We start from the raw sequence: 19,813 nt of genomic DNA on the forward strand, positions 1-19,813 counted from the left end.
TCAGTGCGCGGAAAGCTCGCTCGGCTCGTAGACGCTCGCGTCCGGGGCGATGGCCTGCTTGGCGGCCCCCTTCGAAGGCCGCTCGAACTTGTAGCCGACGTTGCGCACGGTCCCGATCATCTGCTCGTGCTCCGGCCCCAGCTTCGCGCGCAGGCGCCGGACGTGGACGTCGACCGTGCGCGTGCCGCCGAAGAAGTCGTAACCCCAGACCTCCTGCAGCAGCTGAGCACGGGTGAACACCCGGCCGGCGTGCTGGGCGAGGTACTTGAGGAGCTCGAACTCCTTGTAGGTCAGTTCGAGGGTGCGCTTGCGGAGCTTCGCGGTGTACGTCGCCTCGTCGATGACCAGCTCGCCGACCCGGAGTTCGGCGTCGACCTGCGCGGCACCGCCGTCGCGGGTGGTGACCAGCCGCAGCCGGGCGTCGACCTCGGCGGGACCTGCCGTCGGGAGAAGGATGTCGTCGGTGCGCCATTCAGCGCTGACCGCGACCAGCCCGCCTTCGCCGACGACGGCGATGACCGGCGTGGAGGTTTCGTCCTCACCGGCGCCCTTGAGCAGGCGGCAGAGGCTCTTCGCGGAGGCGAGATCGCTCCGGGCGTCGAGGACGATGACGTCGCGGTGGCCGGCGTCGAGCAGCGCGGTCACTTCCGGAGCACGGACGCGTACGGTGTGGGGCAGCAGATCCAGAGCGGGCAATACCGTGGTGGCATCTGCTTCCGCGGTCAGTACCAGAAGGTCCAGGCTCATCGCCGCACCGCCTTCAGTCGTGGTCGCCTCGAACGTGGCTACAGCCGGTGCTTGGTGAGAATAGCGGGTGAACAGCCGAGGACCTACCCCGTGCTGGATCGATCACACCTGGCCAAAGAGGTTTACGAAGGAGATTCGAAACGATGGTGAGCAGGCCCGTGGCGCGTGACGACCGACCGTCTTCCGGCCGGTCCGCCAAGCGAGGGAAGCGCCGTGGCCGGGGCTGGCTCATCGCCCTCGCGGTGCTGGTGGTGCTGCTGGTCGGGGCCGATTTCGGGGCCGCGGCGTTCGCCGAGCACACGATCTCCCAGAAGGCACGCCAGCAGCTGGAACTGGCCAACGATCCGGCGGTCACGGTGCACGGTTTCCCGTTCCTGACCCAGGCCCTTTCCGGTGACTACAGTCACATCACGATCAACGCCCAGGGCGTCGCCGTTCCGCCGAGGCTGCGGGACGTGGACTTCAACGCCGACATGAGCGACGTCACGGCCCCGCTGTCGGACCTGACGTCCGGCAACACGAAGTCGATCGTCATCGGCACGCTCAAGGGCGAGGTGACGATCAAGGCCGCGGACATCGCGCGGCAGGCGCCGCTGGACAAGATCGAGAACCTGAAAATCGAGCCCGTCACCGAGGACTACGTCCGCAACGGCGACAGCGGGCAGGGCGAGACGAAGCCGACCGCGACGAACGAGAACGGCGAGCCGGTCGACACCGCCAGCACCGGGATCCGGGTTTCGGGCAACGTCCAGATCGCCGGGCAGAAGGTGGAGATCTTCTGCTTCGCGATGATCGAACTGGACGGGCAGAAGATCCGTCTCGAACCGAAGCGGCTCCAGTTCGGGAATGACAAGGAGACCACCGTCGTTCCCCAGGCAGTACAGGACGCGCTGCTGCCGAACTTCAACGCGACCATCGACACCGGCGCGATGCCGTTCTCGGTGACCCCGACGTCGGTGCGCGTGAACAGCGGCTCGGTGACCATCAAGGGTGAAGGCAAGAACGTCGCCTTCAGCGGAGCGAAGCCCCAGGGGTGATCTGCGAATGACCGGAGTGTGGGTGCTGCTGGGCGTCCTCGTGCTCGGCGGGGTCGCCGGCGCGCTGTTGCAAGCGCGCAACGGCCGCATCCGCGCGGCGAAGTCCAGTGCGCCCACCCTGCCCGGTCGCGTCTCGGACGCCCTCGCGCCCGAAGGTGTCACCCTGGTCCAGATCTCCACGACGTTCTGCGCGCCGTGCCGCCACACCCGCGCGATCCTGTCCGCGCTCGCGGAGAAGACCGACGGCCTGACCCACGTCGATCTGGACGTCACCGAAACCCCCGAAGTCGCCCAGGCGCTGTCGGTGCTGCGAACCCCGACGACCTTGGCCTTGACCGCGGACGGCCGGGAGGTCTTCCGCGTCGGCGGCGTTCCCCGAGGTCAGGAGCTTCTCGAAGCCCTGGAGCCCCATCTGATCCCGGATTCCGGGAAGCGTCCCAAGGTGTGAACACGGTTCCCAACCTGAGGGAGCTCTGCGTACCCTCGTGCCCGTGAACCGGCTGCCCCGAACTTTGCTGACCCAGCGCCGCGCAGTGGACCTGTGCCGCGTTCGCAGCAGCCTGTGTCCCGGCGTTCGCTGAACCACGCCTGCGCGTGCCCGTCCGGCACGCACCTCTTTCCCTCTCGTTCGCAGGAGGAACCATGTCCGCAGGACCGGCCGTCGACCCCCGTGGTCCGCGTTTCGCCGCCATCCTGACGACGATCGTGCTCGCGGTCGTGCTCATCACCCAGTGGTGGCCACTGCTCGCGGCGCAGGCGGTGGTGTTCGCGATCGGCGCCTTCATCGGCCTGAAGCCGGCGCCGTACTCCCTGATCTATCGCTACCTCGTCGCGCCGCGGCTCGGCCCCACGACCGAACGCGAGGACGCCGCCCCGCTGCGGTTCGCGCAGGCCGTCGGGTTCGTGTTCGCCGTCGTCGGCACCGTCGGGTTCGCCACCGGCCTGACCGCGCTCGGTTTCGTCGCGACGGCGTTCGCGCTGTTCGCGGCCTTTCTCAACGCGGCGTTCGACTTCTGTCTCGGCTGCGAGATGTACCTGATCGTCAAACGTTTCAGTCCCAGCCCTCGCGCGTCCTAACCCAGAAAGAGAGTCAGCTCCATGAGCCGTGAAGACGTCCTGGTCACCACCCAGTGGGCCGAGGAGAACCTGGACACCCCGGGTGTCGTGTTCATCGAGGTCGACGAGGACACGACCGCGTACGACAACGGACACATCCGCGGGGCGGTGAAGTTCGACTGGCGCAAGGACCTGCAGGACGGTGTCCGCCGCGACTTCGTCAACAAGGAGGGCTTCGAGAAGCTGCTGTCCGAGAAGGGCATCTCGAACGACGACCGCGTGATCCTCTACGGCGGCAACAACAACTGGTTCGCCGCGTACGCGTACTGGTACTTCAAGCTCTACGGCCACGACAAGGTGCAGCTGCTCGACGGCGGCCGCAAGAAGTGGGAGCTCGACGGCCGCGAGCTGAACGCGGACGAGGTAAAGCGCGAGCCGGCCGAGTACAAGGCCAAGGAGCAGGAACTCTCGATCCGCGCGTTCCGCGACGAGGTCGTGGCCGAGATCGGCAAGAGCAACTACGTCGACGTGCGCTCGCCCGACGAGTTCTCCGGCAAGCTGCTCGCCCCGGCACACCTGCCGCAGGAGCAGTCGCAGGTCCCGGGCCACATCCCGGGCGCGCTGAACGTCCCGTGGGCGAAGGTCGCCAACGAGGACGGCACCTTCAAAACCGAGGAAGAGATCAAGGAGCTGTACTCCGACGAGGGCCTCGACGAGTCGAAGGCCACGATCGCGTACTGCCGGATCGGTGAGCGCTCGTCCATCGCGTGGTTCGCGCTGCACGAGCTCCTCGGCTACGACCAGGTGAAGAACTACGACGGTTCGTGGACGGAATACGGCTCGCTCGTCGGCGTGCCGGTCGAGTTGGGAGCTAAGTGATGGCTGACGACAGCTGCGGCGCACCGGCCCAGGAGGCCACGCCCGCCGATTACGACACCCGCGGCCAGGTCGTGCTGGCCGGCAAGGTGACCGGTTCGGAGGGCCCCGTCGGCGGCGCCTTCGTGCGGTTGCTGGACGGCGGCGGCGACTTCACCGGCGAGGTGGTCTCGTCGGCCGACGGCGATTTCCGCTTCTACGCGGCCCCCGGTGACTGGACGGTGCGCGCGCTGCACCGCTCCGGCAACGGCGAGGCCTCCGTCACCGCGCAGGGACCCGGCGTGCACCAACTCGCCATCTCTGTGTCATAGGTCGCGCGCTGACGGAAAACGTGCCGAAGGGGCGTCGTTCCGCATTCACCTCACGGTGAGTGCGGAGGGCGCCCCTTCATCGCGTTTCCGTGGGCCTCCGGCCCAAAAGAGGCGCGCGACGTGAAGTCTCCGTCGGGCGCGGAGCGCCCTTTGGGAGACCGTGTGGGCACTACCACCACCCCTTCGCGGGGCCGTGCCGGTCGGCAGCGACTAAAGTGCGTGGCGTGGAGATCCTGTTTACGACCCTGCTGGTGCTCGCCGGCGTCGCGATCACCTGGTTCGCCGTGTACGTCGTCTACCGGCTTTACGCGGACCAGCGCTGACCGATGACGGCTAGTGGCGACGAGGCCATCCAGGCCGCGGAGAAGCGCGCGGAAAGCACGCGCGACCGGAACCTTCCGCAGTTCGACGACATGCCCATCCCGGGCGACACCGCGAACCTGCGCGAAGGAGCGAACCTCAACGACGCCTGCCTGGCGCTCCTGCCGCTCGTCGGTGTCTGGCGCGGCGAGGGCGAGGTCGACTATCCGACCATCGACGGCCCGTACCGGTTCGGCATGCAGCTGACCATCGCGCACGACGGCCGCCCGTTCCTCACGCACGAGGCACGAGCCTGGCTGCTCGACGAGGACGGCAAGGTCATCCGTCCCGCCGCGCGCGAATCCGGGTTCTGGCGTCCGCAGCCCGACGACACGATCGAGCTGCTGCTGACCCACAACACCGGCATCGTGGAACTCTTCTACGGCAAGCCGCGCGGCAAGGCCTCGGTCCCGGCCTGGGAGCTCGGCACCGACGCGGTCGTCCGCACTTCGACCGCCAAGGACGTCACGGCTTCGCAGCGGCTCTACGGCATCGTCAACGGCGAGCTCGGCTACGTCGAGGAGCGCGCGATGATGGGTCAGGACCTGCAGCCGCACACGTCGGCGCTGCTGCGTCGCGTGGTGGGCTGACCCCGTTCCCATGCGGTGGCGTGCCTACGGCGAGCACGCCGCCCTGCTCGACTGCGCCTCCCTCGCCGAGTCGATGGCGGCGCACGCGACGGTCACGTCCGCGCGTCCGCCCGGGATCGCCGAACTCGTGCCCGGCGCCCGCAGCCTGCTCGTGGTGGAAATCCCGGGTTCGGCCGCCCTCGCGGCCGTCCGCGAACTGCTCGCGGACGCCGACCTCGAACATCCGCCGGAAGGCCGATCCCGCGAGATCACGCTCGACGTGACCTATGACGGCGAAGACCTCGAACTCGTCGCGCGGGACGCCGGAGTGTCCGCTGAGGACGTCGTCCGGCTGCACACCGGCGCCGTCTACACCGTGGCCTTCACCGGTTTCGCGCCCGGATTCGGTTACCTGACAGGGCTTCCCGAGCCGCTGCGGCAGCCACGGCTGTCGGCCCCGCGCACTCGCGTGCCGCCGGGCTCGGTCGGCATCGCGGGCGAGTTCACCGGTGTGTACCCCCGTGTCTCGCCCGGTGGCTGGCGGTTGATCGGCCATACCCGGACCGTCCTGTTCGATCCGCGCGCCGACCCGCCCGCGTTGCTGGCGCCCGGCGACCGCGTGCGGTTCCGGAGTGCCGGATGAGGGCCTTGGAAGTGGTCGAGACCGGTCCGCTCGCGCTGGTACAGGACCTCGGCAGGCCCGGTATCGCGCATCTCGGTGTCCCGCCGTCCGGCGCGCTCGACGTCCCGGCGCTGCAGCTGGCCAACCGGCTCGTCGGCAACGACGAAGCCGCCGCGGGAGTCGAGTGCCTGTTCGGCGGGCTACGGCTGCGCGCCACGACGTCCTGCACCATCGCGGTGACCGGCCCCGCCGTCGCCGTGGAGGTCGACGGGCGCCCAGTCGGCTCGCACGCGCCGGTTTGGCTGGCGGCGGGGCAGGTCTTGGCGATCGGTGCTCCCGCCTCCGGACTGCGGTGCTACCTGGCGGTTTCCGGCGGGATCACGGTCGACGCGGAACTCGGCAGCCGGTCGCGGGACGTCCTGTCGGAGATAGGGCCGGCGCCGCTGAAAGCGGGCGACGTCCTCCCGCTCGGCACGCCGTCCGTCCCCGGAGGTGCCGACGTCGTGCTCCCCACGGTGGCACCGGCCGAGCTCGTCGTGCCGATCGACCCGGGGCCGCGGGCGCACTGGTTCGAGAACCCGGCGTCCGGGCTCGCGAAGACCTGGACGGTGACGGCGGAATCGAACCGCGTCGGACTCCGGCTCGACGGGCACGCGTTGACTCGCGCGGCCGAATACGCGGAGCGGGAACTGCCGAGCGAAGGCCTGCTGACCGGCGCCGTCCAGGTGCCGCCGAACGGGTTGCCGGTGGTGTTCTTGGCGGATCATCCGACTACCGGCGGTTATCCGGTGGCGGCCGTGGTGAGACAGGCGTCACTCCCGGCCCTCGCGCAGGCCCGACCCGGAACCCTTCTCCGCTTTCACTCGTCCACGAGGGTGTGGAACAGGTAAAGGTCGACGGTGGCACGGGTGTCATCGACACGAATTCGGTCCCCACCCAACCAGAGCTTCCGCAGTCGCTGCGGATCGCGCTGGCCACCGGTCAGATGCGGCGCCCGCTCGGCGATACGCTCCGCCCGCTTCTCGATCTCTTCGCCGACGGCGAATACCAGGTCGCCGGACCCGAACGGCTGGCCGAGGACCGCTACCTGACCCCGAGCGCCGACTGGCCGCCCGCCGACGTGTCCCGCGTCGGCTACTACCGGACGGCGATCAAGAGCGGGCACCGGCCGGTCGCCATCGTGCTGGAGACCACCGACGCGGCGGTGATCCTCGACGGGCACCACAAGATCGCGGCCTACCGCGAAGAAGCGATCCTGCCGCACCTGCTGATCATCAGCCCGCTCGGCTGATGGACGCCCCGCGGTTCCGCGATCCGCAGACCCGGATCGAGGACTTCGCGGACTTCGCGGACGAGCCGATCCTCGTCGTCTGCCCGCGCTGCGCCGGCCGTGCCTCGGCCACACCCGATCGGCTGACCTGCGCGGGCTGCGCCCTGGTGCGTGTTCCTCCCGACCCCGACTACCGCGCGTGGAATCGTCCGGTCGACCCGTTCTTCCGCGAGCCCCTATCGCTGCGCGCCGACTGCTGCGGCGGGCACACCCTCTGGGCGTTCCACCCTCGGCACCTCGACCTGATCGAACGGTTCGTCGCGGCGAAGCTGCGCGCGACGCTCAGCTGATCGCGTACTCGCTCTCGTACGCGGCGGCCAGCTCGGCGTGGATCGCGCTGGAGTCGGTGAGCGCGACGCCGTCGAGCGTGTGCACCCTGGTCAGCTTGCGGACCGACGACGCGAGGAACAGCCCTTCGCCCTCGGTGAGATCGGAGACCTTGAGCGGCTCGACCTTGACCGACCAGCCCGCCCGTTCGGCGCCGCGGAACAGCGCCGCCTGCGTCGTCCCCGGCAGGATTCCGATGGTCGCCGGCGGCGTGTAAAGCGTCTTGTCCTTCGCGAGGACGACCGTCGAAGTCGGACCTTCGAAGACCGTGCCGTCGGCGGCGGTGAAAATCACATCGCTCGCACCACGGCGGCCCGCCTCGCGCAACGCGGCCATGTTGACGCCGTAGGAAATCGACTTCGCGCCCAGCAGCAGCCACGGCGCGCGCTCGGCGAGGTCGGGCTCGAAACCGCGTTCGAGGGTGATCGCCGCGACGCCTTCGACACGGGCCCGCTGGACCTTCTCGTCGATCTCCACACCGAGCGCGAACCCGAACGGCTTCGCCTCCGGATCGCCGTCGATTCCCCTGGTGTACACCAGTTTCAGCGCGATCTCGGCCGGGCCGGACCAGTTGTCGATGACGACCTGCGCGGCGCGCTCCCAGGCGGCGAGGTCCGGCTCCGGCAGGTCGAGCATGGCCGCGGAACGGGCCAGCCGCTCGAGATGCGGGCGGAGCTCGCGGGGCCGTCCGTCGACGACGAGGATCGTCTCGAACACGCCGTCGCCGCGAAGCAGTCCCAGATCGTCCACCCGCAGGTGAGCGGCTTCGGGGTCGGCCAGGGTCCCGTCGAGGAAGGCAAGCACGCGCATGGGGACACGGTACTCACTAGCATGGGTTTCATGCCCTACCGCTCCCCCCTGCTCGACCTTCCCGGACCGATCGCGGCACCCGACGGGCATCCGGAAGAAGGTGTCCCGTGGCATTGGGGTGACCCCTTCGCCGAGCAGCGGACGGCCGCGCGCGGCGCGGTCGTGATCGACCGTTCGCACCGCGAAATCCTGGCCGTGACCGGGGAAGAACGGTTGTCCTGGCTGCATTTGGTGATCTCGCAGCACGTCACCGGGCTCGCCGAAGGCACCGGCACCGAGGCGCTCGTGCTCGACAGCCAAGGTCGCGTCGACACGCATATGGTGCTCGCGCACGCGGACGGCACGGTGTGGCTGGACAGCGACAGGGGCGCGGTGGCCACCAGCGCGCTGCCGTCCGGTGGCAAGCAGACTTTGCGCGAGTACCTCGAAGCGATGAAGTTCTGGTCCAAAGTGGACATCCGCGATGTCTCGGACGAGCTGGCGCTGCTGACCGTCCTCGGTCCCGACGCGGACCGCGTGCTGGACTCCGCGGGCGTCTCCGTGGGCTCGGACCCGTACTCGGTCGTGGCGATCCCCGGCGGTTTCGCGCGGCGGATGCCGTGGCCGGGACGCCACAGCGTCGACCTCGCCGTCCCGCGCGCCGAACTCGCCGACTGGTGGCGGCGCCTGACCGACGCGGGCGCGCGACCGGCGGGCAGCTGGACGTTCGACGCGCTGCGGGTCGAGTCGCTGCGGCCGCGGCTGGGCCTCGACACCGACGAGCGCACGATCCCGCACGAAGTGAACTGGGTCGACTCCGCCGCGCACGTGGCGAAGGGCTGCTACCGCGGACAGGAGACCGTCGCGAAGGTCCACAACGTCGGGCGGCCGCCGCGGTACATGGCGCTGCTGCACCTGGACGGTTCGCCGGAGATCACGCCGGAAACCGGCGATCCGGTGGTGCTGGGCGAGCGGACGGTCGGCCGCGTCGGCAGCGTGGTGCAGCACCACGAGCTGGGACCGATCGCGCTGGCGCTGGTCAAACGCTCGACGCAGCCGGGTGCGGAGCTGCTGGTGGGCGCCGAGGACCGCGTGGTGCAGGCGGCCATCGATCCGGACTCGGTGCCTGGTGAGGCGCCGGCGCCCGGGCGGGAAGCGGCTCAGCGGCTGCGGGGGTAGGCGGGGTCCTCTGCGGCTCGGTTCGGCTCGGCTCCGCGCCGTTCCGTGAAGGCCTCCTTGCCTACCTTGAGGGTAGGGAAGGAGGCCTTCACTACCTGCAGGTGGGTCACTTTCGCCTCACTCGTCACCGCGACCTCACTGGCCACGGCGACGACTGCGCGTGAAGGCCCTTCCCTCGACTGAGCGCTGGAAACTCGCCCTTCACTCACGACCCAAGTACATGAAGGCCCCTTCCTTGCGCCTAACGCCATGAAGGGCCTTCAAGTACTTCCATCCCGCCCACCACAGCCATCCACAAGTTGTCCACAACGTTGCCCACCTGTGGACAACTTCGCCGACCAGCACTTTTCCGCCTCCACCCCCGGTAGACTGGACCAGGGGCCGCCCCCGGGACGGGTGGGGGGCGCGCTTTGGAAGGAACCGAAAGAGCGGCAGCGGCGGAGGGTGCCGTCGGGGGCGGAGATCCTTGTGGTATCGCTCCCTGCGGAACATTCTCGCTGGAGCGCGATAAGCTACGCGGGTGATCGAAGTCCGGCCCGGTGGTCGCCGTCGTATCGACCGCGTGCTCGGCCCTGGGTATCTCAGCGACCTCGGCGAGCTGACCCTTTCCGTGCTGCGCGAGCGCCGTGACGAGGCCGCGCAGGAGGAGACCGACCTGTCGTACCTGCGGCGCCTGCTGCACGCGCGGATCGACATCGTGCGAGCCGAGCAGGAGCGCAGGAGTTCGGGCGGCGAGAGCAGCGTCGTCGAGCGGCTGGTCGCGATCCTGGCGGACAACGCGATCGGCCCGGCGACGGGTTCGGGCAGGCACCAGCGGCTGGAGCCGTCGCGCGCGGGTGAGCACCGCCGGTTCGCCGAGGCGCTCATCGGCGACACGGACCTTTCCGACGTCAGCACTCTGTCGGACGAGGAGCTGGTCAACGCCCTCAACCGGTACGCCGACGAAGAGGTTTCGGTCTCCTCGTACCGTCGCGAGGTCCAGGGCGTCATGGACACCATCAACGCCGAGATCGCGACCCGCTATCGCAAGGGCACGGCATCGGTCGACGACCTGCTCGACACCGAACGCGGCGGATCCGAGTGACGAACCCGGTCCTGGTCGAGGTCGTTCGATCCGGTTTCGTGGAGAGCGTGCACCGCGGCGCGCTCGTGATCACCGCCCCGGACGGCTCGGTGCGGTTCTCTGCGGGCGACATCGAGCGGCCGGTCTACCCGCGTTCGTCCAACAAGCCCCTGCAAGCCGTCGGGATGCTCCGCGCCGGACTCACGATCGGCGACGAAGAGCTCGCGCTGGGTTGCGGATCGCACAACGGCGAGCCCGGCCATGTCGAGGGCGCCCTCGACATGCTTTCCCGCGCGGGACTGACCGAGGAAGCGCTGGCCTGCCCGCCCGCTTTCCCGCTGCACGAGCCCAGCATGCTGGCCATGGCCTCGGCCGGGAAACGCCGCGCCGCCATGAACTGCTCCGGCAAACACGCCGCGATGCTCATGACCTGCGCGCAGCTCGGCTGGCCGGCCAAGGACTACGAGGCCGAGATCCATCCGCTGCAGAAGATCATCCAGGCCACCGTCGCGGACCTCACCAGCGAGACGATCGAGACGGTCGGCGTCGACGGCTGCGGGGCGCCGTTGTTCGCGTTCTCCCTCACCGGCCTCGCCCGCTCCTTCGGCAGGCTGGTCACGGCCATCGGCGGGCCGGAACGCCGGGTCGCCGACGCCGTCCGCGCGCATCCGTGGCAGGTCGCGGGCACCGGCCGTGAGGACACCGTGCTGATGCGGACCATCGAGGGCCTGCTTTCGAAGGGCGGCGCCGAGGGAGTGCACGCGTTCGCCCTCCCGGACGGCACCGCGCTGGCACTGAAGATCGACGACGGCGCGGCCCGTGCCCGGATCCCGCTGCTGCTCGCGACGCTGCGCCACCTCGGCATCGACCCTGACGACGAGGCCGGCGACCTCGCGCGCGACGCGGTCCTGGGCGGCGGGAAACCGGTCGGCGAGCTGAGGGTCGCCGAAGGTCTCTACGGCTAGTTCGCGCGTTCCCGCGCGGCCAGGTCGCCCCAGAAGTCCCGCAGGTCGGCGAACAGTTCCGCCAGCTCGTCGACATTGCCGGTGCGGAGCGCGTCGAGGATGTCGTGCACCTCTTCGGCGGTCGTGTCGGCCTGGAGGATCGGGTCGGCGAAGAGCTGCACGAGACCGCCGTAGTCGAGCTCGACCGCGGAGCCGGGGTGGAAGCTGTCGAGCCAGCGTCGCGTCTCGAGCAGCACCCGGCCGGGTCCCGAGTCACCGAAGGTCGCTTCGAGCAGGTCCCCGACCTCGCGGGCGCGATGCCGCGCGTCGGCGATGGAAACCCGCCACGACGCCTCGCGTTCGGGGTCGTCACGGCCCTTGCCGAGTTTGACCCGGCGCATCCCGGGGTCGAACAGCACGAACCACGGAAGCGGGACGGTCCACGTCGTCGACAGCGTGTGCGAAGCCGAGGCGGACAGATCGCCGATGGCGGACTTCGCCCGCGAGCGGATCGTGTCGAGTGAAGCGCCGCCGGCGTCGAGCACCGCGTTCTTCAACGCGGGGTGCGCGTCGCCGAGGAAGGTCACCAGCGCCGCGGCCGAGCGTGCGCGGATCTCCATCGGGCAGATCAGCGGCCCTGGGCCGGCGTCGCCGTGCTCACCCTCCGGCACGTCCTCGGGATCCAGGACGAGGACATCGGTGACGAGACTGGGCGCGGCCCTGCCGTCCCCGAGTTCGGCGGGCAGCAACCGCCCCACATGCTGTGACTTGAGCCACAATTCCTGCTCGCGCGTCCCCGCGGCCGAACGATCGAGCCGGGCCGCTTCGACGGCCTCGAGCAGGCGTTCGTCCGGTGGATCCCCCAGCGCGAGCAGGGGCTCATAGACGCGGAGATAAGCCGCGAACGGACGGGGCACACGAGCATCGTGGCACGCCGACCTGCGACTATCGCCACCGACCGGCCGGTAACCGGCGTTCGGTGAACACTGTCGCCACCGGCACACCGTGCCACGTCGCATCCAACCCCCCGGACACGGTACGGTGTCAGCAGGAAAGAATTGTCGAGACGATGCGGGGCCGCCGATTCCCCCGGCCGCCCCGCCCCTGTGCGAGGGGGTCGAGCCATGGGGCGCGGCCGGGCTAAGGCCAAGCAGACGAAGGTGGCGCGCGAGCTCAAGTACAGCTCGCACGAAACCGACTTCGATGCTTTGCAGCGCGAGCTGTCCAGTAGTTCCTCGGAAGACAGGCACGAGGACGACAAGCGGTATGACGACGACCCGTACGACGGGTACGACGAATACCGCCGCTGAGCAACGCGTGACACGCGAGGGTGGATCCGGGCTTGCCCCGGGGACCGCCCTCGCGTGTCGCGTGCTGCCCAAAATATGAGGAGGTGCCATGTCTGACGTAGCGCGAGTAGGTGTCGTCGGGGCCGGGCTCATGGGCTCGGGCATCGCCGAGGTGCACGCGCGGGCCGGGCTGGACGTGATCGTCACCGAGGTCAACCAGCCGGCGCTGGACTCCGGGCGGGCGCGGATCGAGAAGTCGCTGCAACGCGGCGTCAAGAACGGGAAGCTCTCGCGGGAAGACGCCGACGCGGCGCTCGGACGGCTCCGCTTCACCACCGAGATCGGCGAGTTCGCCGACCGCGACCTCGTCATCGAGGCCATCCTGGAACAGGAGCAGGCCAAGGTCGAGGTGTTCCGGTCGTTGGACAAGATCGTCGAGCGTGAGGACGCGGTGTTCGCGTCCAACACCTCGTCGATCCCGATCATGAAGCTCGGGATGGCCACCGGCCGCCCGCAGCAGGTGGTCGGCATCCACTTCTTCAACCCGGTCCCGGTGCTGCCGCTCGTCGAGCTGGTGCCCTCGCTGCTGACCAGTGACGACACCGCCCGCCGTGCCGAGGAGCACGCGACCACGGCGTTGAACAAGACGGTGATCCGGTCGCAGGACCGCGCCGGGTTCATCGTGAACTCGCTGCTCGTGCCGTACCTGCTTTCGGCGATCCGGATGATCGAGTCGGGTTTCGCGTCCGCGGAGGACATCGACCGCGGTATGGAGCTCGGCACCGCGCACCCGATGGGCCCGCTGCGGCTTTCGGACCTGATCGGCCTGGACACCATCAAGGCGATCGCGGACTCGATGTACGCCGAGTTCAAGGAGCCGCTGTACTCCTCGCCGCCGCTGCTGCTGCGCATGGTCGACGCCGGCCTGCTCGGCAAGAAGACCGGCCGCGGGTTCTACAGCTACTCCTGACCTGGTTCCTCCGCGTTTAGTCCTCTGAATGCGGTTCTTGCACGCGCAACTACCGCATTCAGAGGACTGAACGCGAGGGTCCTAGACTCGGGGGCGTGGGACAGGGACAGCTGCGCGCGGGTCTGGTCGGTGCCGGTCCGTGGGCGAAGACGGTGCACGCGCCAGGTCTCGCCGATCACCCCGGGATGACGTTGCGCGCGGTCTGGGCCAGGCGTCCCGAGGCCGCGAAGGAGCTGGCCGAGGCGCATGGCGCCCAAGCCGTCGACAGTTTCGACGAGTTGCTCGACCAGGTGGACGCGGTCGCGTTCGCGGTGCCGCCCGCCGTCCAGGCGGAGCTGGCGGTCAAGGCGGCCGAAGCGGGCAAGCATCTGATCCTGGAGAAGCCGATCGCCGCCGACCTCGACGGCGCGCGGCGGCTCGCGGACGCGGTGGAGGCCGCCGGTGTCGCGGCCCTCGTGGTCCTCATCCTGCGGTTTTCGCCGATGACGCGCGAGTGGCTCGACGGTATCAAGGAAGCGGGCGGCTGGCGTGGCGGCGGGGCGCGATGGCTTTCGGGCGCGCTGCTCGGCGGTCAGTACCAGTCGTCGGCGTGGCGGCACGACTCCGGCGCGCTCGCCGACATCGGCCCGCACGCCCTCGATCTGCTGGACGCGGCTCTCGGAGAGATCACCGAGGTGCTCGCCGCGAACCGGACCGATGACGATCTGTGGCAGTTGCTGTTAGCCCACGAGGGTGGCGCGACCAGTACGGCGACCCTGTCGCTGCGGCTGCCGATCCAGCCGACGGTCGTCGAAGTGGCCGTTTACGGCGAGCACGGCTACCGCACCTTGGGCCGCAAGCCGGGCTCGGCGGGCGAGTCGTATACCGCGCTCCTGGACGATTTCGCCGCGATGGCCGCGAGCGGGACGGCCTCGCACCCGTGTGACGTGCGTCGCGGACTGCACCTGCAGAAGCTGCTCGAGCACGCGCGGGAGCTCGCCGGACACGGCAAGTAGTACACAGGTCACCCACAAGGCTTTTCCTTACGCGATAAGGCCTTCTTCCGAAGAGTTCGCGGTCATCCACAGGTTTGTCCACAGGTTCCTTTGTGGACGGTCACCAGCATGGGAAAACCTTTTCCGCCACTGGGAAAGATCACCTCTTAGTGCGTTCGCTCCGCCGTGCCGAGTCGATCTTGTGATGCGAAGGTGATCTTGGGCGCTCCGGAAAGGAAGGCCATGGGTGAGCTGCTCCGCGCTTTCGGCGGGATGATCCCGTTGACGATCATCGCGATTCCGTACGCATTGCTCGGGTGGCCGCTCCTCGCGGCTCATCGACGGCGAAGACGTGCCGACCCCTTCTCCGCGTCGGCGACGGCCGCTGTCGACATGACGCTCGCCCTGGCCTGTTTCCTGGTGTTGTGCCTGGTCACGATGCCGGTGTCCGGCGCGCAGGGCAGCAGGCTGAACCTCGAACCCGGCACCGACCTGCGGCTGGCCCTGTCCGACAGCGCCAATCTCTGGCAGGCGCTGGGCAATGTCCTCATGCTGAGCCCACTCGGCGCCCTGCTCCCGGTGCGGTCCCGCCGCCTGCGGTCGCTGGGCCGGATCGCGCTGGGCGCGCTGGCCGTCTCGGTGCTGGTGGAAGGCACGCAATATCTGATCCAGGCGGGCAGGGTGACCTCGGCCGACGACATCCTGCTGAACACACTGGGCGCCGTGGCGGGCGCCGCGCTGAGCAAACGTCTGTGGCACCGCCTGGACGTCCGGCCGCCGGTGCGGATCCCGGTCCAGGTCCGGCGGGTGTGCGACGCCCCCGTCCGGCTACGGGTGCCGAGATCGGTATGGGACGAGCGGTATTCGAGCATCGCGCATCCGCAGCGGAGGTAAGTCGGTTGACCGTCGTGCGAGAGTGATCGCGAAAGCCTGCGTACCAAGAAAGAGGGATGCCTCATGCCTGACGCCTTCGGTGGCGTCGGCACGAGCTAGCCGGCGCATACGCCAGCTCCACCACGCACGCGGATCCTCCCGTGCGTCTCCTTCTTCTGCCCGAAAGGCTTTCCACCAGTGCTTTCCGAGACGATTCGTGCTTTGCAGTCCTACCTCCGCCTCACCGCGGCGAAGTTCCGGGAGACCGAGCGGATCGGGCCGTTCCTGGCCACGTACTACCTCGAGGCCGACAGCCCCTTCCTCAACTACGCGATCCCCGATGACGACGCCGTTCCTACGGAGGACGACGTCGCCGCCCTCACCGAGGCGTTCCGCAAGCGCGGGCTCATGCCGCGTCTGGAGTTCCTCACCGAAGCGGTTCCGGCCGCCGAGGCCGTGCTCGTCGAGTGCGGCTACACGCTGGAGCGGCGGGTTCCGCTGATGATCTGCTCCCCGGGGCAGGTCGTCGCACAACCGGAACCGGCCGGGATCAGCCTGATCACCCCGAAGACCGACGGCGAACTCCGGCAGATGATCCGGACGCAGAACGTGGCGTTCGGGGAGGACGATCCCGATCGGCACCTCGACCCCTCACCGGATCAGCTGAGCGGCGACACCCTCTCGGTGATGGCCGTGGCCGAGACCGGCGAGGTCGTCGGGGGCGGGGTCGCGACCCCGATCCTCGACGGCGCGACCGAGATCGCCGGGATCGGGGTGATCGAGGAGTACCGGAGCCGCGGGATCGCCGCGGCGATGACGGAGTACCTGACACGTGAAGCCCACGCTCGCGGTGGCCGGTCGGTGTTCTTGACGCCGGGCGCAGGGCAGGCGGAACGCGTCTACGGCCGGGTCGGCTTCAAGACCGCCGCCGAATGTGTGCACCTGTCAATCGTCTGAGTAGCCGCCGCGGCGTGATTTCTTGACCTCGCCGCGGCGCTTCTTCGACGCCAGGCGGCGTTCCTTCGAACCTCGCGAAGGTTTGGTGGGACGCCGCTTGGCTGCCGGGGGCGCCGACGCGTCCAGCAGCAGCATCACCAGCCGCGCCCGCGCGGCTTCCCGGTTCATCAGCTGGGAGCGGTGTTCGGACGCGGTGATCGTGACGACCCCATCGACCAGCCGCGACGAAAGCCGGTCCAGCATCCGCGCCCGGAGATGCTCCGGGACGGACGCCGAACCGGCCACGTCGAAGGACAGTTCGACCCGCGAGTCCGTGGTGTTCACGCCCTGCCCACCCGGACCCGACGACCGGGAGAACCGTTCGCTCAATTCGGCACCCGGGATCACGAACCGGGTGCCGACCACCACGTCATCAGCCACGGACCCAGTGTTCCACCAGGGCCAAGAGAATATTCAGAAGCGCGGGTGGTCACCGGAGAGCACGGCACGCGGGCCGTCCGGATCTTCCGCGGGCTGCACGTCGCCGAGGATCCACGCCGGCACGTGCCGCGCGGTCAGCATCGCCAGCGCCCGGTCGACGTCGTCGGCGCCGACGATCGCGACCATGCCGACGCCCATGTTGAACGTCTTCTCCAGCTCGGCACGCTCGACCTTGCCGCGGTGGCCGATCAGCGCGAACACCGGCGCCGGGGTCCAGGTGCCGCGTTCGAGCCGCGCGACCAGGCCGCGCGGCATGACGCGGGCGAGGTTCTGCTCCAGGCCGCCGCCGGTGATGTGCGCGAACGTGCGGACGTCGGCCTCGGACGCCAGCGCGAGGCAGTCCTTCGCGTAGATCCTGGTCGGCTCCAGCATCTCCTCGCCCAGCGAGCGGCCGAACTCCTCGACGTGCCCGTCGAGCGGCATGCGCGCGATGTCCAGCAGCACGTGCCGGGCGAGCGAGTAGCCGTTGGAGTGCAGGCCGGACGAGCCGAGCGCCAGGACGACGTCACCGGGGCGGACCCGCTCCGGGCCGAGCACGTTCGACGCCTCGACGACGCCGATGCCGGTGCCCGAAAGGTCGTAGTCGTGCTCGCCCATCAGGCCGGGGTGCTCCGCGGTCTCGCCGCCGAGCAGCGCGCAACCCGCCTGGACACAGCCCTCGGCGATGCCGCCGACCAGTGCCGCGATCTTCTCCGGGACAACCTTGCCGACGGCGATGTAGTCCTGCATGAACAGCGGCTCGGCGCCCGTGACGACCAGATCGTCGACGACCATCGCGACCAGGTCGATGCCGACCGTGTCGTGCTTGTCGAGTGCCTGCGCGACGGCGATCTTGGTGCCGACCCCGTCGGTCGACGAGGCCAGCACCGGCTCTTTCCACTTGTCCAGCTTCAGGGAGAACAACCCGGCGAAACCGCCGACCCCACCCATCACCTCGGGCCTCGTGGCCCTCTCGGCGTGCGGTTTGAGCAGCTCGACGGCTTTGTCACCGGCGTCGATGCTGACGCCGGCGGCGGCGTACGTGGCGCTCGTGGACTCGCTCACGGAAGCGGACTCCAACTCTGGAAGAGAGGTCTAGGGACGCCGGATGGCGTCCTCAGCACCGTACCCGGCAGGGCTGACGGGCTTCGCCGCGCCATTGACCGAGTCCAGGCTCTCCAGCAGGTGCTTCCCGATCAGCGCGTCTTCGGGCAGCGCGATCGGGTACTCGCCGGAGAAGCACGCGGTGCACAACCGCGACTTCGGCTGCTCCGAAGCCGCGACCAGCCCGTCCAGGGAGATGTAGCCCAAGGTGTCCGCGCCGATGGAGCGGCGGATGCCGTCGAGGTCGACGCCGTTGGCCACCAGTTCGGCACGGGAGGCGAAGTCGATCCCGTAGAAACACGGCCAGCGGACGGGCGGCGACGCGATCCGGACGTGCACCTCGAGCGCGCCCGCCTCCCGCAGCATGCGGACCAGGGCGCGCTGGGTGTTGCCGCGGACTATGGAGTCGTCGACGACGACGAGCCGTTTGCCGCGGATGACGTCGCGCAGTGGGTTCAGCTTGAGGCGGATGCCCAGCTGGCGGATGGTCTGCGACGGCTGGATGAAGGTACGGCCGACGTAGGCGTTCTTCACCAGGCCGGTGCCGTAGGGAATGCCGGAGCCCTGCGCGTAGCCGATGGCGGCCGGGGTGCCGGATTCGGGCACCGGCATGACCAGGTCGGCGTCGGCCGGGTGCTCGGCGGCGAGTTTGCGGCCGATCTCGACGCGGGTGGCGTGCACGCTGCGGCCGGCGATCGAGGTGTCGGGGCGGGCGAGGTACACGTACTCGAAGACGCAGCCCTTGGGCTCCGGGTTCGCGAACCGCGAGGACCGCAGGCCCTCGGCGTCGATCGCGATGAGCTCACCGGGCTCGACCTCGCGGACGAACGACGCGCCGCAGATGTCCAGCGCGGCCGTCTCGCTCGCGACGACCCAGCCGCGTTCGAGCCTGCCGAGCACCAGGGGGTGCACACCGTGCGGGTCGCGCGCGGCGTACAAGGTGGACTCGTCGGCGAAGACCAGGCAGAAGGCGCCCTTGAGGGTGGGCAGCAGTTCCAGCGCGGCGGCTTCGATGCCCTTGTCGGCGGCGTTGGCCGCGAGCAGCCCGCACACCAGGTCGGAGTCGCTGGACGAACCGGTCAGGCCCGCGTGCGGTTTGAGCCCGGCTTCGACCGTGCGATCCCGCAGCTCGGCGGTGTTGACGAGGTTTCCGTTGTGCGCGAAGGACAACCCGCTGCCGGTGGCGGTGGTCCGGAAGATCGGCTGCGCGTTCTCCCAGATGGTCGCGCCGGTGGTCGAGTAGCGGCAGTGGCCGACGGCGATATGTCCTTGCAGTGACTGCAGGACCTGCTCGTCGAACACCTGGCTGACCAGGCCGAGATCCTTGAAGACGACGATCTGCGAACCGTCGGAGACCGAGATGCCGGCCGCTTCCTGGCCGCGGTGCTGAAGTGCGTAGAGCCCGTAGTAGGTCAGCTTCGCGACCTCTTCTCCGGGCGCCCAGACACCGAAGACGCCGCATTCCTCGCGGGGTTCCGGATCGGGCTGGTCGGTCACGGGCTGTCCGGCGACGGACGGGTCGGAAACCACCGAGGTGCTCCCAGGGAGAAAGAGGGCAGGCCGCCACCAGTGTAAACGGTGAGCAGGAGATCAACGCGCCGCACGAAGTGGCACTGGACACGCTTCGCGCGATGACCGTGAGTGAACCCGCAGCCGCGATCGACGTCGGCGGGGGCGGGCCGGCCTTCCAAGCCGCGATGGCGGACAGGGCGCCCCTGCCACCTCGATAGGGGGTCTTCGACCGGAGCGGGTTCCTTATGACCGTGAGTGACGGGCGGGTGTCAAGGCCCGGCACTCACGACCCCCGACCAGCCGGCCGCTCCCCCTCGACAGAGGCGGTCGACTGTGCTTAGGAGTGGTCGTGGGGGGGGGGGCGGGGTTTTCCCCCCACCCCCCCCCCCCCACCCCCAGAAGGAAAAAAAACCCCCTCTTGCGAAACCCCCCGAAATCCCCCCCCCAGCCGGAAACCCACCACCC

24 protein-coding genes are annotated in these 19,813 nt (G+C 69.4%); 18 read left to right on the forward strand and 6 right to left on the reverse strand.

The window, feature by feature from the left end:
* Positions 1 to 747 (reverse strand): winged helix-turn-helix transcriptional regulator, encoded by a 747-nt coding sequence (locus AC069H_RS00285; RefSeq protein WP_340686284.1) that lies wholly within the window; start codon positions 745 to 747, stop codon positions 1 to 3.
* Positions 748 to 890: 143 nt separating this feature from the next.
* Between AC069H_RS00285 and AC069H_RS00290 the strand changes: the two genes are divergently transcribed.
* The 10 genes from AC069H_RS00290 to AC069H_RS00335 all read left to right on the forward strand — a co-directional run bounded on the left by AC069H_RS00290 (position 891) and on the right by AC069H_RS00335 (position 7,198).
* A complete protein-coding gene (locus AC069H_RS00290) occupies positions 891 to 1,784 on the forward strand; it encodes an LmeA family phospholipid-binding protein (protein ID WP_478230895.1) in 894 nt (297 codons plus the stop codon).
* Between the two features lie 7 nt (positions 1,785 to 1,791).
* Complete coding sequence (locus AC069H_RS00295; RefSeq protein WP_478230896.1) at positions 1,792 to 2,232, forward strand: TlpA family protein disulfide reductase; 441 nt, start codon at positions 1,792 to 1,794, stop codon at positions 2,230 to 2,232.
* Positions 2,233 to 2,426: 194 nt separating this feature from the next.
* Positions 2,427 to 2,861, forward strand: coding sequence for a DUF4395 domain-containing protein (locus AC069H_RS00300; protein ID WP_478230897.1), 435 nt, complete (start codon positions 2,427 to 2,429; stop codon positions 2,859 to 2,861).
* 21 nt (positions 2,862 to 2,882) lie between these two features.
* A complete protein-coding gene (locus AC069H_RS00305; RefSeq protein ID WP_478230898.1) occupies positions 2,883 to 3,719 on the forward strand; it encodes a sulfurtransferase in 837 nt (278 codons plus the stop codon).
* On the forward strand, positions 3,719 to 4,027 hold the full coding sequence (locus tag AC069H_RS00310) for a DUF1416 domain-containing protein (RefSeq protein ID WP_478224251.1): 309 nt from the start codon (positions 3,719 to 3,721) through the stop codon (positions 4,025 to 4,027). Before AC069H_RS00305 ends, AC069H_RS00310 begins: the two co-directional genes overlap by 1 nt.
* A gap of 326 nt (positions 4,028 to 4,353) precedes the next feature.
* Positions 4,354 to 4,977 (forward strand): heme-binding beta-barrel domain-containing protein, encoded by a 624-nt coding sequence (locus AC069H_RS00315; protein ID WP_478230899.1) that lies wholly within the window; start codon positions 4,354 to 4,356, stop codon positions 4,975 to 4,977.
* 10 nt (positions 4,978 to 4,987) lie between these two features.
* Entirely contained in the window at positions 4,988 to 5,599 is a 612-nt protein-coding gene (pxpB, locus tag AC069H_RS00320) for a 5-oxoprolinase subunit PxpB (protein WP_478224249.1), read from the forward strand.
* The gene (locus AC069H_RS00325; RefSeq protein WP_478230900.1) at positions 5,596 to 6,468 is read left to right on the forward strand and encodes a 5-oxoprolinase subunit C family protein; all 873 of its coding nucleotides are present in this window, start codon (positions 5,596 to 5,598) and stop codon (positions 6,466 to 6,468) included. The genes pxpB and AC069H_RS00325 overlap by 4 nt, the downstream gene beginning before the upstream one ends.
* Positions 6,456 to 6,869: a hypothetical protein gene (locus AC069H_RS00330; protein WP_340686279.1), complete on the forward strand. Its 414-nt coding sequence runs from the start codon at positions 6,456 to 6,458 to the stop codon at positions 6,867 to 6,869. Before AC069H_RS00325 ends, AC069H_RS00330 begins: the two co-directional genes overlap by 13 nt.
* Complete coding sequence (locus AC069H_RS00335; protein ID WP_478230901.1) at positions 6,869 to 7,198, forward strand: TFIIB-type zinc ribbon-containing protein; 330 nt, start codon at positions 6,869 to 6,871, stop codon at positions 7,196 to 7,198. The genes AC069H_RS00330 and AC069H_RS00335 overlap by 1 nt, the downstream gene beginning before the upstream one ends.
* Here AC069H_RS00335 and AC069H_RS00340 read toward each other — a convergent pair.
* Positions 7,191 to 8,045 carry an aminodeoxychorismate lyase gene (locus AC069H_RS00340; protein WP_478224245.1) on the reverse strand — a complete coding sequence of 285 codons (855 nt, stop codon included), beginning with the start codon at positions 8,043 to 8,045 and terminating at the stop codon, positions 7,191 to 7,193. The two genes, AC069H_RS00335 and AC069H_RS00340, sit on opposite strands and share 8 nt — an antisense overlap.
* 30 nt (positions 8,046 to 8,075) lie before the next feature.
* Here AC069H_RS00340 and ygfZ point away from each other — a divergent pair, with 30 nt between their 5' ends.
* From ygfZ to AC069H_RS00355, 3 genes are all read left to right on the forward strand, one after another.
* Complete coding sequence (gene ygfZ, locus AC069H_RS00345) at positions 8,076 to 9,203, forward strand: CAF17-like 4Fe-4S cluster assembly/insertion protein YgfZ (RefSeq protein ID WP_478230902.1); 1,128 nt, start codon at positions 8,076 to 8,078, stop codon at positions 9,201 to 9,203.
* Between the two features lie 520 nt (positions 9,204 to 9,723).
* Positions 9,724 to 10,287, forward strand: a complete 564-nt coding sequence (locus tag AC069H_RS00350) for an RsiG family protein (RefSeq protein ID WP_478224243.1) — start codon at positions 9,724 to 9,726, stop codon at positions 10,285 to 10,287.
* Complete coding sequence (locus tag AC069H_RS00355; RefSeq protein ID WP_478230903.1) at positions 10,284 to 11,231, forward strand: asparaginase; 948 nt, start codon at positions 10,284 to 10,286, stop codon at positions 11,229 to 11,231. Before AC069H_RS00350 ends, AC069H_RS00355 begins: the two co-directional genes overlap by 4 nt.
* Here AC069H_RS00355 and AC069H_RS00360 read toward each other — a convergent pair.
* Positions 11,228 to 12,127: a DUF8083 family protein gene (locus tag AC069H_RS00360; RefSeq protein WP_478224241.1), complete on the reverse strand. Its 900-nt coding sequence runs from the start codon at positions 12,125 to 12,127 to the stop codon at positions 11,228 to 11,230. The two genes, AC069H_RS00355 and AC069H_RS00360, sit on opposite strands and share 4 nt — an antisense overlap.
* A 207-nt stretch (positions 12,128 to 12,334) precedes the next feature.
* On the opposite strand from AC069H_RS00360, the gene AC069H_RS00365 reads away from it, so the two are divergent.
* The 5 genes from AC069H_RS00365 to AC069H_RS00385 all read left to right on the forward strand — a co-directional run bounded on the left by AC069H_RS00365 (position 12,335) and on the right by AC069H_RS00385 (position 16,273).
* Complete coding sequence (locus AC069H_RS00365; RefSeq protein ID WP_007032561.1) at positions 12,335 to 12,520, forward strand: DUF3073 domain-containing protein; 186 nt, start codon at positions 12,335 to 12,337, stop codon at positions 12,518 to 12,520.
* Positions 12,521 to 12,608: 88 nt separating this feature from the next.
* Positions 12,609 to 13,469: a 3-hydroxybutyryl-CoA dehydrogenase gene (locus tag AC069H_RS00370; protein WP_478224240.1), complete on the forward strand. Its 861-nt coding sequence runs from the start codon at positions 12,609 to 12,611 to the stop codon at positions 13,467 to 13,469.
* A gap of 95 nt (positions 13,470 to 13,564) precedes the next feature.
* Complete coding sequence (locus tag AC069H_RS00375) at positions 13,565 to 14,464, forward strand: Gfo/Idh/MocA family protein (RefSeq protein ID WP_478224239.1); 900 nt, start codon at positions 13,565 to 13,567, stop codon at positions 14,462 to 14,464.
* A gap of 222 nt (positions 14,465 to 14,686) precedes the next feature.
* Entirely contained in the window at positions 14,687 to 15,337 is a 651-nt protein-coding gene (locus AC069H_RS00380) for a VanZ family protein (RefSeq protein ID WP_478230904.1), read from the forward strand.
* A 177-nt stretch (positions 15,338 to 15,514) separates the two neighbouring features.
* Entirely contained in the window at positions 15,515 to 16,273 is a 759-nt protein-coding gene (locus tag AC069H_RS00385) for a GNAT family N-acetyltransferase (RefSeq protein WP_478230905.1), read from the forward strand.
* Here the strand turns inward: AC069H_RS00385 and arfB are convergent.
* From arfB to purF, 3 genes are read right to left on the reverse strand one after another with little or no spacing between them, the layout of a single operon-like run.
* Positions 16,262 to 16,693, reverse strand: coding sequence for an alternative ribosome rescue aminoacyl-tRNA hydrolase ArfB (arfB, locus tag AC069H_RS00390; protein WP_233621656.1), 432 nt, complete (start codon positions 16,691 to 16,693; stop codon positions 16,262 to 16,264). The two genes, AC069H_RS00385 and arfB, sit on opposite strands and share 12 nt — an antisense overlap.
* Before the next feature lie 33 nt (positions 16,694 to 16,726).
* Positions 16,727 to 17,797 carry a phosphoribosylformylglycinamidine cyclo-ligase gene (gene purM, locus AC069H_RS00395; protein ID WP_478230906.1) on the reverse strand — a complete coding sequence of 357 codons (1,071 nt, stop codon included), beginning with the start codon at positions 17,795 to 17,797 and terminating at the stop codon, positions 16,727 to 16,729.
* A 30-nt stretch (positions 17,798 to 17,827) separates the two neighbouring features.
* Entirely contained in the window at positions 17,828 to 19,366 is a 1,539-nt protein-coding gene (gene purF / locus AC069H_RS00400; protein WP_378440581.1) for an amidophosphoribosyltransferase, read from the reverse strand.
* Between the last annotated feature and the right edge of the window lie 447 nt (positions 19,367 to 19,813).

It is taken from the genome of Amycolatopsis sp. NPDC043887, assembly GCF_056435665.1.

What these genes read in the sequence shown, in the direction of transcription:
- AC069H_RS00285 (WP_340686284.1), bottom strand. Translation starts at nt 747, where the DNA reads ATGAGCCTGGACCTTCTGGTACTGACCGCGGAAGCAGATGCCACCACG.
- AC069H_RS00290 (WP_478230895.1), top strand. Translation starts at nt 891, where the DNA reads ATGGTGAGCAGGCCCGTGGCGCGTGACGACCGACCGTCTTCCGGCCGG.
- AC069H_RS00295 (WP_478230896.1), top strand. Translation starts at nt 1,792, where the DNA reads ATGACCGGAGTGTGGGTGCTGCTGGGCGTCCTCGTGCTCGGCGGGGTC.
- AC069H_RS00300 (WP_478230897.1), top strand. Translation starts at nt 2,427, where the DNA reads ATGTCCGCAGGACCGGCCGTCGACCCCCGTGGTCCGCGTTTCGCCGCC.
- AC069H_RS00305 (WP_478230898.1), top strand. Translation starts at nt 2,883, where the DNA reads ATGAGCCGTGAAGACGTCCTGGTCACCACCCAGTGGGCCGAGGAGAAC.
- AC069H_RS00310 (WP_478224251.1), top strand. Translation starts at nt 3,719, where the DNA reads ATGGCTGACGACAGCTGCGGCGCACCGGCCCAGGAGGCCACGCCCGCC.
- AC069H_RS00315 (WP_478230899.1), top strand. Translation starts at nt 4,354, where the DNA reads ATGACGGCTAGTGGCGACGAGGCCATCCAGGCCGCGGAGAAGCGCGCG.
- pxpB (WP_478224249.1), top strand. Translation starts at nt 4,988, where the DNA reads ATGCGGTGGCGTGCCTACGGCGAGCACGCCGCCCTGCTCGACTGCGCC.
- AC069H_RS00325 (WP_478230900.1), top strand. Translation starts at nt 5,596, where the DNA reads ATGAGGGCCTTGGAAGTGGTCGAGACCGGTCCGCTCGCGCTGGTACAG.
- AC069H_RS00335 (WP_478230901.1), top strand. Translation starts at nt 6,869, where the DNA reads ATGGACGCCCCGCGGTTCCGCGATCCGCAGACCCGGATCGAGGACTTC.
- AC069H_RS00340 (WP_478224245.1), bottom strand. Translation starts at nt 8,045, where the DNA reads ATGCGCGTGCTTGCCTTCCTCGACGGGACCCTGGCCGACCCCGAAGCC.
- ygfZ (WP_478230902.1), top strand. Translation starts at nt 8,076, where the DNA reads ATGCCCTACCGCTCCCCCCTGCTCGACCTTCCCGGACCGATCGCGGCA.
- AC069H_RS00365 (WP_007032561.1), top strand. Translation starts at nt 12,335, where the DNA reads ATGGGGCGCGGCCGGGCTAAGGCCAAGCAGACGAAGGTGGCGCGCGAG.
- AC069H_RS00370 (WP_478224240.1), top strand. Translation starts at nt 12,609, where the DNA reads ATGTCTGACGTAGCGCGAGTAGGTGTCGTCGGGGCCGGGCTCATGGGC.
- AC069H_RS00380 (WP_478230904.1), top strand. Translation starts at nt 14,687, where the DNA reads ATGGGTGAGCTGCTCCGCGCTTTCGGCGGGATGATCCCGTTGACGATC.